Origin of the sequence: Synechococcus sp. PCC 7335 (assembly GCF_000155595.1) — a bacterium.
In the GTDB taxonomy this organism is placed as follows: Bacteria; Cyanobacteriota; Cyanobacteriia; order Phormidesmidales; family Phormidesmidaceae; genus Phormidesmis.
Genome location: NZ_DS989904.1, coordinates 4,218,358 through 4,232,579, shown reverse-complemented (window position 1 = coordinate 4,232,579; position 14,222 = coordinate 4,218,358). Strand labels below are relative to the sequence as shown.

At 48.3% G+C, this 14,222-nt stretch carries 10 protein-coding genes; 3 read left to right on the top strand and 7 right to left on the bottom strand.

From position 1 onward, the window contains the following. The first annotated feature begins 123 nt into the window (after window positions 1–123). A complete protein-coding gene (locus S7335_RS17760) occupies window positions 124–528 on the top strand; it encodes a hypothetical protein (protein WP_006455957.1) in 405 nt (134 codons plus the stop codon). A gap of 56 nt (window positions 529–584) precedes the next feature. On the opposite strand, the gene hisA is transcribed toward S7335_RS17760, so the two are convergent. From hisA to nrdJ, 7 genes are all read right to left on the bottom strand, one after another. Next, the gene (hisA, locus tag S7335_RS17755) at window positions 585–1,358 is read right to left on the bottom strand and encodes a 1-(5-phosphoribosyl)-5-[(5-phosphoribosylamino)methylideneamino]imidazole-4-carboxamide isomerase (RefSeq protein WP_006454228.1); all 774 of its coding nucleotides are present in this window, start codon (window positions 1,356–1,358) and stop codon (window positions 585–587) included. 68 nt (window positions 1,359–1,426) lie between these two features. Beyond that, the gene (locus S7335_RS17750) at window positions 1,427–2,245 is read right to left on the bottom strand and encodes a SirB1 family protein (protein ID WP_006453624.1); all 819 of its coding nucleotides are present in this window, start codon (window positions 2,243–2,245) and stop codon (window positions 1,427–1,429) included. A 131-nt stretch (window positions 2,246–2,376) separates the two neighbouring features. Continuing rightward, window positions 2,377–3,657 carry a flotillin family protein gene (locus S7335_RS17745; RefSeq protein WP_006456450.1) on the bottom strand — a complete coding sequence of 427 codons (1,281 nt, stop codon included), beginning with the start codon at window positions 3,655–3,657 and terminating at the stop codon, window positions 2,377–2,379. Between the two features lie 70 nt (window positions 3,658–3,727). Beyond that, window positions 3,728–5,200, bottom strand: a complete 1,473-nt coding sequence (locus tag S7335_RS17740; RefSeq protein ID WP_006454991.1) for a flotillin family protein — start codon at window positions 5,198–5,200, stop codon at window positions 3,728–3,730. A gap of 32 nt (window positions 5,201–5,232) precedes the next feature. Continuing rightward, entirely contained in the window at window positions 5,233–5,958 is a 726-nt protein-coding gene (locus S7335_RS17735; protein WP_006454536.1) for a hypothetical protein, read from the bottom strand. A 250-nt stretch (window positions 5,959–6,208) separates the two neighbouring features. Then, complete coding sequence (locus S7335_RS17730; RefSeq protein ID WP_006457345.1) at window positions 6,209–7,342, bottom strand: cyclopropane-fatty-acyl-phospholipid synthase family protein; 1,134 nt, start codon at window positions 7,340–7,342, stop codon at window positions 6,209–6,211. A 369-nt stretch (window positions 7,343–7,711) separates the two neighbouring features. Next, a complete protein-coding gene (gene nrdJ / locus S7335_RS17725; RefSeq protein ID WP_006455733.1) occupies window positions 7,712–11,122 on the bottom strand; it encodes a ribonucleoside-triphosphate reductase, adenosylcobalamin-dependent in 3,411 nt (1,136 codons plus the stop codon). A 343-nt stretch (window positions 11,123–11,465) separates the two neighbouring features. Here nrdJ and htpG point away from each other — a divergent pair, with 343 nt between their 5' ends. Further along, window positions 11,466–13,442 carry a molecular chaperone HtpG gene (htpG, locus tag S7335_RS17720; RefSeq protein WP_006457688.1) on the top strand — a complete coding sequence of 659 codons (1,977 nt, stop codon included), beginning with the start codon at window positions 11,466–11,468 and terminating at the stop codon, window positions 13,440–13,442. Between the two features lie 191 nt (window positions 13,443–13,633). Further along, complete coding sequence (rpmB, locus tag S7335_RS17715) at window positions 13,634–13,870, top strand: 50S ribosomal protein L28 (protein WP_006457519.1); 237 nt, start codon at window positions 13,634–13,636, stop codon at window positions 13,868–13,870. Window positions 13,871–14,222: the final 352 nt, after the last annotated feature.

Below are 14,222 nucleotides of genomic sequence, written 5' to 3'. Positions count from 1 at the left end.
CAGACTATTATGTACTCGGCTGTGTACCATGGACTACGCCTGTGGTGGGATCTCTTTGGAGTGCATAGTCAGGGACTAAGGTTTGCGGCACAATGAATTATACAGAGATGAATTTATAGCGCTATGAATACTGATACATTGACTGAGCTGTTACAAAAAGGGTACCGGGTAACGCTTGGTGCTGCATCTTCAGCAGTAGAAGCTATTCAAGATCCTCAGCGAGCGGCGGCTGATTTTTCAGCGATTGGCACAGACTGGGAGCGATTAGCAGATAAGCTTGAAGTCCGGGGTGCGCTTACCGAAAAGGAAGCACGTGATTTTGTTGAAGGCGTTACTAGCCAAATGCCAGAGCCTTTTAGAAGCGCCTCTTCTCCCTTTACTCAGAGTGCTCCTCCCGAGCCAAAAACAGTGACAACTGTAGCGACCCCCGTTGTAGATACTGAGCTAAAAAACGAAGTCGAGTCTTTGACTGCAGAACTAATTGCTATGCGCCAAGAGATTGAAGCTTTAAAGCAAAGTAACGGCTAGCGCTATCTACTCCGCTCAATCGTAGAAACTCAGTTCTGTGGACTAAATCACATGACCTAGGCGATCGCAGAAGTTCCTAAGTCCGGTGGCACATCTTGCCAGCGTCCTGGGCCAACTGCTCTAATCGCGTCTTTGAGCACGACATCGCCTGTGTATAGTGCTTTCCCAACGATTACACCGGAGACACCTGCAGGCACCAGTCCTAGCAAACTCATCAAATCTGAAGTAGAGCTAACACCGCCCGAGGCAATCACAGGCGTTTTGATAGCCGTTGCGAGTTCTCTAAGGGCCGCTAAGTTTGGGCCTTTCATTGTGCCATCACGCTTGATATCTGTATAGACAATAGCGGCGGTGCCTTGCTCTTCCATACGCTTGGCTAGATCAACAGCCATGACTTCAGAAGTCTCTAGCCAGCCTCGAGTTGCAACTTTACCTTCACGCGCGTCAATACCGACGATGATCCGTTCAGGAAACTGGCTGCTTAACTGTCCCACGAGTTCTGGATTTTCGACAGCGGCGGTACCTAGAATCGCATACTGCACACCTAGATCAAACAGAGCGCTCACTCTGTCAGCATCGCGCAGTCCACCCCCCACCTGAACAGGCAGATCAACGGCCGCTACAATAGCTTTAATCGCCTGCCAGTTTTCCGGCTTGCCTGCCTTAGCACCGTCTAAGTCAACTAGATGCAGACGAGTCGCGCCCTCGGCTTCCCACTGCTTCGCGACCTCTACGGGGTTATCGTTAAAGACCTGCGACTTTTCATAGTCGCCTTGAAATAGTCGTACGCAGCGCCCTTCTAGCAGATCGATAGCCGGGATGACATCCATTTACTTTTTATCTATAGAACTCGTTCCAAATTGTACCAAGGAAGATCGGTGCTAGCGACGGTAGCCTCCTAGCTACGGTTGAGACCAGCGAGAATCTGTTGGATTTTGAGACTATCAGGAGGGGTAGGGTGCGATCGCAAGTAGCTCTCTAGATCCTGCTTAGCCAGCCGATCGTTTTGCAGCTGATGGTGCAACAGGCCACGATCGCGTAATTGCAGCGTATCTAGAGGTCGAAGCAGCAGCAGTTTATCTAGCACACTAATCGCTTGTTTGTATGCCTCAAGCTGTATGTAGATGCTCTTTAGATTCATCAGCATTCTCGCTAGAAATGATTTAGGCATGACCCCGTTTAGAAAATCTGACTGCCACTGCGCCTGGGGAAACAGCTGCCTGAATCGTTCCTGACAGTCAGCGACGAACAACACTTCCCCCTGATGAAAGGGATCAACAAATACCTCCATCTCTTCAATCACAGGGCGGATCAAAAAGTGTCCGGGCATTCCCACACCTACCATCGGAAACCTTACTCGGTGGGCAACCTCCAAGTACACTAGCGACAGCGAAATTGGAATGCCCAGCCGCCGGTCCAACACACAGTTTAAGTAACTATTATCTGGATCGTAATAGTCGACTTGGTTACCTGAGAACTTAAGTTCCTCAAACAAATACTCATTAATAACTTGAATCACCTTCAGAGGATATCGGCCCCTTGGCAAGCGCGATCGCACAGTTGAGGCCATCTGATCGAGTTTCTCTAGATAAACCCCTGGGTCCATATCCCAGTACTCTTCTTGAGCTATATAAAGCGCTGCAGCGGCTAAGCTAATTCGGCCGTTAGATTTTTGGACTTCCTGATAGAAGCGTTGCCCAGCGGGAGAAAGTCTCATAGGCTCCAAGCAAAGAGGTAGATAGATTCGTTTTATTGTTCGTTTTATTGTAAGGCACGCTTTCTTTTGCTCTGGTGTCTGATTACTCAGATAGGAGAGATAGCGATCGCTATCATTACTCAGCCGAGGAATTACTCAGCTGGGGGAAGAGACCCCTTTACACCGTTACCGTTCTCGTTACTACTACTACTATTTGAGTCGCTATTGAGACCGTTGATTGCAGCCGCTAAGTCAATGCCTGCGGTTTGCTTGAGCTGAGCCATGAACGCCGCTGCTTGAGTCGCTAGGTTGCCAGATTGAGTGTCAATGACCGTAACGTTTTGTACAGCAACCTCAGGAACGGTAGCCGTCAGCGTCTTGAGCAGAACTTCTAGCTTTTGTAGCAAGAAGATATCGCGAGCTCGATCACCTGCTGCTATCCAAGATTCGGCTAGGCTACGGGTACCTTCGGCCTGAGCTTTTCCTTCTTCGATAATGGTAGAGGCATTTCCTTTTGCCTGAGCGATTGCGCGTTTGCAATCGGCCTCTGCTGGTGCAATCACATCCGCCTTGAGCTGCTCTAACACCTGTTTAATTCTTTCTTGCTGTACGGGCACATCTGCTTGAATACGCGCTAGCTCAGAAGCAATCTCTGATTCGGCTTCTGCAATCACAGCCGCTCGCATCGTTAAAGCATCTTGGGTTCGCTGTTCAGCCGCTGCTTGAGCGATGCCGGTATCGCGCTCTAGCCGACGCACCTGAGTAATCTTCTCATTCTCAGCTGTTTGAATTTCTGATTCCGCCTTAGCCTCTGCTTCTGCAATCCGTGCATCTCGTTGTAGGTCGGCCTGCTGTTTGCGGCCAATCGAATCAAGATAGCGCACCTCATCAGAGATGTTCTGAATCTGCAAAGTATCTAGCACTAAGCCCAGCTTTTCAAGATCTTCTTCGGCTTCGTTCAGTAGGCTTTTGGCAAACGCGATCTTGTCTTCATTCACTTGCTCAGGGGTCAGGCTGGCCAGCACACCTCGAAGATTACCTTCTAGTGTTTCCTTAGCTATCTTTTCAATTTCTTTGCGAGGCTTACCTAATAGCCGCTCAATTGCATTATGAATAGTTGGCTCTTCGCCTGCGATTTTGATATTAGCTACCCCCGAGACATGTAGCGGAATGCCTCCTTTTGAATAGGCGTTAGAAACCTTTAGCTCAATGATCATATTGTTGAGGTTCATTCGCATCACTTTTTCAAGTAGGGGAGTGCGAATGCTGCTACCGCCTTTGACTAGCCGATAACCTACCTTGGTATTACCCATTTTGCGACTGCTGCCCGCAAAGATCAGCACTTCGTTCGGCTGACAGATGTAGTACAGATTCTTGATAGTGAAAGAACCTAGCCCAGCGGCGGCCAGCAAGATGATAATGAGTCCTCCCATCAGTTCGTGCTCCTAGTTAAGTGGATAAAGGCGTTGAGTAAATAAAGACTGTTGTTGAACGGTAAAGGTCTCATGATTTAAGCGATTCTGTAGGTATGTCGGGGCTAGCTATGCTGTGCGAGTTTAGCGTTCCAATCACATCAATTCCCAGGGTCTGTTTGACCTGGTCTAAAAACTGTCTGACCACTTCGGGATAGACATTCGCTAAGCTCGCGATCGCCTTGCCATCTCCGTTGTCAACCACGTTGATGTTTTGCAGCTGCATCCGATCAGGAATCGCTGCCGCTTCTTTCAAGATCATTTCAATTTGCTGCAGCAAGAAGATTTGATTAGAACTTGCGCCCGTCTCCTGCCACACTTGAGCGAGCATTTCATTCACAGCAGCGGCGGCTTTAGCATTTTCTGCGGTCTCAGCGGCAGCGCCTTTAGCGTGTAATGCCTGCGCTTCTCGGCGGGCTTCGGCGGGTAAGACTTCGTCAGCTTGCAAACGTAATCGCTCTAATTTGGCTCTAACTGTCTGCAGTTGCTGCTCGGCCCTAGCTCTAGCCTCCTTCGCCGCTGCCGCCGTGCGCTCTTCTTCTGATTTCGAGCGCTGGTCTAGCTCGGCTTTAATCTTACGCAGCTCATTTTGCTTTTGCTGTGTAATCGTTAAGGCTTGAGACTTAAACATCTCGGCTCGCTTCTGGCAGTCTGCCTCGATTCGTTCAGCCTGGCCTAGTGCTTCTGCCTCTGCAATTTCGGCATCGCGGACAATCTTCGCAATCTGTCGGCGACCAATAGAGCTGAGATAGCCCATATCATCCGTAACGCTTTGAACTTTGAGCGTATCGAGCTGTAGACCTAGCTTATTAAGATCGCGGGCCACATCTTCAGCAATCCGCTCGGCGAAGTTGAGGCGATCTTCGTTGACCTGTTCAGGCGTAAGATTAGCCACGACACCCCGCAAGTTCCCCTCTAGGGTTTCACGAACGACCCGGCGAATCTCAGAGCGATTGCGGCCCAAGAAGCGCTCAATCGCATTGCCGACGATGTTGCGTTTGCTAGAGACTTTAACGTTTGCGATCGCCTGGATATTCAATGGCGTTCCACCTTTCGCATAAGAATTGCTCACCTCCACCGGAATCGGCATCGTAGTCATATCCATTCTTTCGACTTGCTCGATAATCGGAATCACCAGAGCCCGCCCACCAAATACCACTCGATAGCCGACTTCTCGACCATCTGGTTGTTTGTACTTACGACCGGAGATAATCAGAATCTCATTGGGCTTACATATTCTCAAACAGGCTTTTAGGAATGCAATCACTGCGGTAATTACAATCAACGTCAGAAAAATCGAACCACCTAGTGCTACTTGACTGGTGTTGATAGCTTGTTGAGTTTCGGCAGGCTGTAGGCTTAGCTGAGCGAACTCGCCAAGCTCCTTGTTGAGTTCTGCGGAGCGGCTAGAATTCGTCTGGGTCAGCGGATAGTTTGGCTGATCACTCACATCAAAGCTACCTTTGTTCGACAAGAGGTTGGGCTGAGAGATTGGTTCGCTCATGGGTTGTAGCTCCGCGCGTTAGAGAAATTAAATTAATGGTTAGAAGGATTGTTTAGCTTTCTATAGGACGCTGCATTTTCCGCCGATACGACCCATAGGCGATCGCTTGTACGACCGACGACCAAAACCGAATCGCCAACGTTAAATGCTCGCTCTTCATCTGTTTGCGCCACTAGGTGCAAGGTAGCATCTCCTACTTCTAGGGTGACTTTGCCCTTGCTTTTAGAATCAAATGGAATTTCGACAACGCCTACAAGGCCGGCGAAATCTTCGTTGCGCAGCAGACTATCAACCTGGCGATGTTTGAGCTGGCGCAAGATACCAACTAGAGTGCCGCCGCAGAATACACCCATAATGAGTGCGATCGCAAAGATTAGCCCTACACCTAGCTCTGGTTCTAGCGCCCCCATCACCAGCCCAGTTAGCCCAAAGAAAAAGCCGCCAAACGTCCAGAACTTGAAACTCGTTAGCGTAGACAAGCTGAAGAAGCTTCTCTTTTGCTTTCGAGCGTAAGAGCGCAGCAGATCAGGGTCCGTATCAACCTGAAGGTCTGTATCGGCGTCCGGATCGATGTCTCCGTCGAAGTCACCATCAAAATCCGCATCTGCGTCAAAATCGGCGTCAAGATCAGCCTCTAGATCAACATCGAAGTCCGCGTCCGCATCTGCATCAAGATCATCTAAGAGATCGCCACCGACTAGGGAGAGCGCGACAAAGACACCGCCAATAATTAAACAAAACCAATAGACAGACTGCACAGCTTAGTAACTCTCAAGCTAGCGATAAATAGACTTCCTATATACGTCTTTCTGGGATAGAAACGTTTATACAGTCTACGATTCCCAAATATACCAAGAAGGTCTGTTTCATCGTGTCTATAGATACCGCTGACGTCACTGTCATTCCTGAAAATCTTTACAGATCGTGATTTCTCAAGAGCTGACAGCCAGCTAGTGAGCATACACAGCCAGCTAGTGAGCATACGCTGTTGCGGCATTCTTTGAACGGTTACGCTTTTTCTAGTAAAAACTGGCCATTGCCGTTGTACTCACCATCACAAGTGCCAAAGATTGTCCCGAGCATCAGTAGATAAAGCCTCCACATGCGCCGAAACTTAGGATAGTCCATTCCATAGTCAAGATCTTTCACAGTGTCATGACTGGCATCAAAGCGATCTAGCCAGACCGTCAGCGTTTTGTGATAGTTCATTCCATTCATGTACCAGCGCTGAACCGTTTTAAGATCGTGGTTACAGTTCGGCACCGCGTCATAGTTCCAATATCGCCCATGGGGAAAGATATACTTGTGCGTAAACCCAGAAGACATATTGTTAGGCGTTCGCACCGTGATGATATGAATAAAGATTTTCCCATTATCTTTGATTAGTGAAGCCAGGTTTTCAAAAGCTAGCGTCAGATTCCCTACGTGCTCGAACAAGCCAAGCGTCAGAACCTTATCAAACTTCTCTTTAAACTCAGCCTTGTTTAAGTCGCCCTCACAAAGCGTGAATCGCCCTGAACTCAGATAGCTCTTAGCGTCTTTCATCTTATTTCGCATGAACTCGCACTGCTCATGGCTTAAGTTCAGGCCAGTAAAGCGAACATTTGGGAATTTAGACAAGATATAGTTGGGAACGCAGCCCCAACCACAGCCGCAATCAAGAATATGATCGCCATCTTGGATATCAAGTCGCTCGATGACTTGATCGATCATATGCATTTGGCTCTCTTTAAGGTCTTTTGCACCGCGTTCCCAAAGACCAGCACTATATTTGGGGTAGATGACCTCCCAGTTACCTAACATCTGATTGAGCATGGGCTGGGGCAGATCGTACTGCAACTTCATCAGGTCTTGCGAGCCTTCAGCCATTCGATCGGTTTCGGTGAGTACCCATTCGTAAGGCGCTAGTAAGCCTGGGAAGTATCGGAAAAATATAGGCATCGATGCCTGGATTGTCGAGCGGATCACGCTGTCTGGAACTTCTAGCCCATTGATATAGGCTTCAGCAAATCCCATCTGTGCCGCGTTGAAAATTCGACTGACTGCGCGAGTGGTTCGGTACGAAATCGACCGTTTCACGGGTGCTTGTTTTGTAGAAAAGTTTGTTGTATCGAGACGCTTCGATTCTTTTGCCAAAGCCATTACTATACCTTCCCATGTTTTAAAAGTAGTCTTTAAATCAAGGCTGATATCCTAGTCAAGCTTGGGCTTTTAGCTCGAAAGATCAAAATAGGTTGATGAACAATTGAAAACTTAACTGGGACAATTTGGACACAATCTAGCTTGCCTATAGCAGCTATCTTTATAAATTGTAGTCATGCTCTGTAGAAGCGAAAGTTTAGAATTTTGAAGCGATTACTTTCACTTAGCTCAGAACAAATTAGCTCAGAACAAATTGGCTCAGAATAAAACTGTGTTTCTGTGAAAGGCTTCGTAATAGTAAGCGCACAGCGATTCACCGGATTTACCCAATGAATCGCTGTGGATGAGATGAATCACTGTGGACAAGAACTAGCTAGGTTTCTTTTCTGGCATTAGGCATTTGTCAGAATCACAGCCTGCAGGACCGGCCTCAACCAGTTCACCCGCGTCATGCCTTTCTAAAGCGGCGTGAAAGTCTTCGGTCTGGCGACGCGATCGCACTTCCAACAGCATCTCTTCGTACCGCTCTTTGCTGATGGGCTCAAACGGCAGTCGAGGGAACGTTTGCAAATCATCAAACCTGGCTAGCAACGCCGCCGATACATAGCCTTCGTCGTTTTGAATTGCTTCAGTGATTCGCTGCGCTAGAGGTTCAACCTCGTTCTCACGGAGCTCAATCGTGGCAGATGTATTGTGCGCCGTGTAGTGTTTTTGCACCTGCATGTAGAAATCAAACTGTGCCAGTGCAGAAAACTGTTCAATCGATACTTCATCAGCGCCCGGTAGATTGGCCCAGCCGACTTCTACAGGTAGCTCCACTAGCCACTCGGTACAGCGTGGATCAAAAGGATCGTCTAGTAGATTGCCCTTCTCATCTTTGTCAGACTGAGATGGAATGACTGAATAGCCATAGTCCATGCAGGCTAGCGCCACCGGATCGTCTTTGCGGAAGGTGATTCGGCGAATAAAGCGCTGCGCTTTTGGCGGATGCCAGCCAGAGGATGCACCCGTAAGCAGGCTCTTTGTGCCGGCGGGTTGAACAGTGGTGCAGCGATTAGGGCGGCGGATGTGGTGGCGATCACAATACTCCCAAACCGTCTCATGCACTATCTGCTTCCAACGGCTCAAATACGCTTTCTCTTTCTCCTTAAATTCCACTCCCTGCATAGTGTCCGGGCGACCTGCAGCGAACCACTCTAGCCACTCTACGCCGAACGCCTTCACGCAGAAGTCGAAGAAGCCTGTGAATGAAACGCCTACGATCGGATCTTCTTCGCGTGATTTCTGATAGCGCTCTTCTACAAACCTGTGATTTAGCAGCGCCGCAACCGCAATTCCACCTGCTCTAAACGCATCATTTTGAGCCTGTTCATCATTCGGACTAATCTGGTTAAGATGAATCTCAGCTAAGTTGCAGTGAAAATCTTGACCTAAAATTTCTCCACAAGGATTCAGACCGTAGCGTCCCTTGCCTTGCGCTCGCCTTTCAGCCTCTCCTGCCCACTGAATCGCTCCCTCTCCAGAATAAAACTGCTTCCGTACCGCCGTTTCAATTTCTTGAGGTGATGGCTTTTCATGAAACACGCGAGTGTGGTTCGCCATCCGCAGCGCGTCTTTAGTCGGGTCGATGCTCCAGTTCCCATCCGCATCTTGTCGCCAAAGATTCTCTTTCGCACCCGTCGCAACGTCATCGTTGCTGTCGAACTGACGCATACCCGCACTGTTATGAGTAAGGTAGCCGTCACAATAGAAGCAATGGGCTTCTTCAACTTCTATATCATAGGTCTGTACATGGTCGTAGCTGCCTAACCCGCTGACAGTCACCGGGATATCTAAGTCGAGATCGGCTTCGGCAACATAGCGCTCATAGTTAGAGCCAACGCTGTAGCTACCTTGAAATCCCGTGTCTCGCATTTCGCTATAGGAATAGGCTTCGCGCATCATCGCACCGCTTAAAGTGAAGCCGTATGTCTTAAGCCCTACACGGACAGGGCCTTTTGCAGAATGTGGTGCAATCAATGCATTGTATTGCCCCTTTAGCGCCGGTAGCTTGAGGTTGTACTTGACTTGCCAGTTTGTATTGGTCGGGACGGTTGTCGAAAGACGCCCTGCAATTCCCAAACTAGAAAGAACAGCTGCTACCTGACGAACAAAATTGCGGTAAACGCTAGTCACCAAATGGGGAGGACGGCTGTTCGCCGCGCCATCGCTATCCATTAGTCCAGCTAAGTATGAGGCTCGTACATCTATAGAGCCTTGCAAAATATAGTTAGGGACCTCAAGTGGTCGGTTAGGCTGCTTGATATGCGTATGAAAGTACTCGGCCAAGCGAATGCTAGAACAAACTGACTTGGCGGTATTTTCGCCTCGAACGCTGCCATGAGCCGCAGTTAGTCCAAACTCGGCTAGCCCAGCTTCGATTTTAGACCGTAGCTGCGAAAGCAATCTCTGGTCATTGTCACGCGCGTTCATAGCCCATTCCACGCGACCATAGGGCTTACTATGCTTGTTTCGTCCCAATGCAACGTATCCGTCACCGTGCGTAAAGCCAATTAGCCATGCTACGGCAGCAGTCAGCTTAGGAATACGAATATCCTTAGCGGTGCGGCTTTGCTCCGGTCGTTGAGTCGTTGTATCAGCCGGTAGGGAAGTCGATGTTCCAGTGAGTATCTGATTACTGTGCATGAGGCGATCACCCTCACTTAGCTCAGATAGCCGCTTCCACTTAACTTGACCCTTCGCATCACCAAAAACAGCTATCTGGTGGTTCAACGTTGCCCTTGGCACAGGCCCATTTGTCTCGATCTCGTGAACATTCTGCTGCCCCTGATCGAACTTGTTCACGACCTTGCGGTAGCCTAGCGGCGTCTGAACTTGCTCGCCAATTTGAACATCCTTAATCGGTACGAGTCCCCTTGCCGTATGGACAAGCGCATCCTCCGGCAGGCAACGCCTAATATTGCCAGCTACAACACAAGCTGCTGCTTCATCAATCAGCAGACAGCACTCAATAGAATTGAGCTGACGACCTAGCGCATTATTCAGAATTTTGGCACAGCGCTCATACAATTCCGGTAGCTTCACCGGATTAGCCATTCCGCCAAAACCCTCTAGCCTCTCCCCCGCTGGGCGAATATCACTGAGATCGATGATCGCCTCTACTTCTCCGTCAAAGCGCTCATCAGTCGATAGCTCCAGCAGGGTTTGGTAAGACTTCACCCAACCTTGCCGGCTGTCGCCTGCAATAATCTCAACGCGACTATTGGCTTCATCTACCTTAATTTCAGCCTCTTCTCGGCGCTGACTAGCGACTGTCGTGCCGATATCACCCCGCATCGTCACCTTAATCTTGTTTCGAATAAGCGGCAGCTGATTAATGTACTTTGGCTCTAGGACGGCTCCCGTGCCGCAGCCCATCATTGCCAAATCCATCATCAGGCCAAACGCACGCCAGTCGACAACGTTGGTGCTCGTACAGTTGTAAGCACCGGAGAAATTCTGAGGATTTTTGCTCCACTCCGTACCACCTACCCATAGCCAGCGACCAGAGGGCATCGCCTTAAGCTCACGCTGCATTCTAGAGACAAGATCCCGCTCTTGATCAGTGAGGGTACCTAGTTCCACCAGTCCGGCTAGCGTGCGATCGCAAACATCTTGCCAAGTTTCCCGTTTGCCATCACTAGAGCGGCGGCTGTAGGTGCGATAGAAGACGGGATAGGCAGCGGGTGCGCCTTCTGGGAAAGGACTTTTTGTGTGCGATCGCTTAAGTTCTTGAACCATGGTGATTGCTAGGGATATGAAAGTGGTGAGTGCTGAAAGAGGAAAGAAAGTACGGGAGCCTTACTTTGTATGTTCTATAGGTAGCGCCCCCGTATGTAGCGTCTCTTAGAAAAGAAAACCACTACATATAGCTAATAAGCATAGACATTAGCACAGTTTTTGGATTTAGCGACACACTATGTATCTGAGCGTTAACCTAGCAGCAAGGACTGTCATCGGTAGGACGTAGGTAGGGAAACCCGCACTCTCCTATCACAGCCACCGCCCTTGTCAGCCTCGCGAAAGTCAGCAACATTAAGGAGTAGCTATTTACCACACCGATTTACAGGGGCAGAGTCTTATCATGACAACGGTTTTGGAACAGGGAAATATTAGTATCCATACCGAAAATATTTTCCCCATCATTAAGAAATGGTTGTATTCCGACCACGAAATCTTTCTAAGAGAGCTAGTTTCCAACGGCGTTGACGCCATCAGTAAGCTGAATATGCTCTCTCGCTCTGGTGATTATAAAGGTGAAACCACTTCAGAGATCACCATTGCTGTTGATAAAGAAGCCAAAACCCTCAGCATCAGTGATAGTGGTATTGGCATGACTGGTGATGAGATCAAGAAGTATATCAATCAAGTTGCTTTCTCTAGTGCTGAAGAGTTTATCAGTAAGTATAAAGATGAGTCTGATCAGCAGATCATTGGCCACTTTGGTCTAGGCTTCTATTCCTCTTTCATGGTCGCTGACCGAGTAGATATCGATACCCTATCTTGGCAGGACGATGCCCAGCCTGTTCACTGGTCTTGCGATGGGAGTACGTCTTTTGAGCTGAGCCAGAGCGATCGCACCACCCGCGGTACCACGATCACGCTCTATCTTAACGACGACGAGCAGGAATACTTAGAAGACGCTCGTATCAAACAGCTCGTCAAAACTTACTGTGACTTCCTACCCGTTCCTATTAGCTTCAATGGCGAAGTCATCAACAAGCAAGAAGCGCCTTGGAAAAAATCTCCAAGCGATCTGACTGACGAAGACTATCTCAATCTCTACCGCTACCTCTATCCCTACGAAGAAGAGCCTTTGCTCTGGGTTCATCTCAACACGGACTATCCCTTTGTCGTGAATGGGATTCTTTACTTCCCTAAGCTCAAGCCAGATGTTGAGCTAAACCAGGGACAGATTAAGCTTTTCTGCAATCAGGTTTTCGTCAGTGATAACTGCGAAGAAGTGATTCCTAAGTTTCTAACGCCGTTACGTGGTGTGATTGATAGCACGGATATTCCGCTGAATGTGTCTCGCAGCTTCTTGCAAGCTGATCGGACCGTGCGGCGAATCTCAGACTATGTTGCTAAGAAGGTGGGTGATCGCCTCAAGGAGCAGTATAGAGACGATATTGAGAAGTACATCAGCATTTGGCAAGACCTAGGCACCTTCGTTAAATTTGGCTCGCTTAATGACGACAAATTCAAAAAGCAAGTTGAGAAGTACGTCATCTTCCGCTCAACTGCAGATCTAGCTAAGGCCGATGAACCGAAAGTCTCTGTAGAAGTAGATACTCAAGCTGAAGGCGATGATGCTTGGTCGGATGTTAGTGAGAAAAAAGCAGTTGATGCTAACGGTAACTCCTATACCACTATCCAGGAATATCTAGATCGCAATAAGGAAAAGCACGAAAATAGAGTCTATTACGCAACTGATGAAGTCTCGCAGGCTACTTATATCAGCCTTTTGAAGAATCAGGGCATAGAAGTGCTGTTTATGGATTCGTTCATTGACACCCACTTTGTCTCTTTTCTAGAGCGAGAGTACTCGGACGTCAAATTCTCTAGAGTAGACGCTGATCTAGACGACACCTTGATTGATGGTGACAAGTCAGATGACATCATTGATGGTTCAACGAATAAAACTCGTGGTGAACAAATCAAGTCGGTTTTCGAAAAGGCGCTAAACCGTCCTCAGGTAACTATTCGCACCGAAGCGCTTAAGGGTGATGAGAGTGCTCCTCCGGCGATGGTCTTGCTTCCTGAAGAGCTTCGTCGTATGCAGGAAATGAGCGCCTTCATCCAGCAGCAAAGCGTCCAGTTCCCGGAGGCTCACACGCTTTTGGTAAATACTGCTCATCCCTTGATCAAAAATGTAGCTAATTTAGACCAAGGCATTGTCCAAGCAGACGGCAGTCCATCGCCCTCTAGTCAGCTCGCTAATTTGATCTGTGAGCAGGTTTACGACCTAGCGCTTATGGCTCAAAAAGGCTTTGACGCGGACGGAATGAAAACCTTTACAGAGCGTTCGACCAACTTATTGACAAAGCTGACCGAGCGATAAAACCAGGCCATAGCATCTATCGAATCCGCTTAGCTCCCTCAGCTAGGCGGATTTGTTTTTTTGTCTGCTGTCAGTCGTCACGACCTATGGTGGTTGAGCGGAGTCAATGCCAAACTTGCAGATCGGATTTCACTTTTGTACTAATTGCCATAGCTGTCTATAATAAGTAACTCTGTTAGCGTAGAAAACCCATGTCAAAGAAGTGCGACCTCACTGGCAAGAAAGCCAATAACGCCTTTTCCGTCTCTCACTCTCATCGTCGTACCAAGCGCCTTCAAGAAGCAAACCTTCAAGACAAGCGCATTTGGTGGCCTCAGGGTAATAGATTCGTTCGTCTGCGCGTATCCACCAAAGCACTTAAAACCCTACAGAAAAAAGGTCTAGATGCAATGGCTCGTGAGGCTGGAATCGACTTGAATAAGTACTAGAAAGATAGTCGAAAAACCCCTTTGTCTAACGTGTATTGACTTTTAACCATTCAGAAAGCACTCCTCTCAAATCAAGAAACCTCTCTGTAATCGCAGAGGGGTTTTTCATGTGCGTGCGTTTGGCCTTGCTCTTTCTATATTTTCCTTATCAAGATTTTTTCCCTATTCAAAACGATTTATACAACGCTTTAGCCAAGTAGCAAGCGAGGTTGTTGCCAGAACCCGCTGATGTTAATGGTTTCAGATAGGTAGCCTTACTGATCATCTTAATTATGAAGGTTGGGTAATCTGAGCGGGTAGCAGTGTAGAAGTGGCTAAAAATTATTTTTCCACTTGTGCATCTCCCCATCAG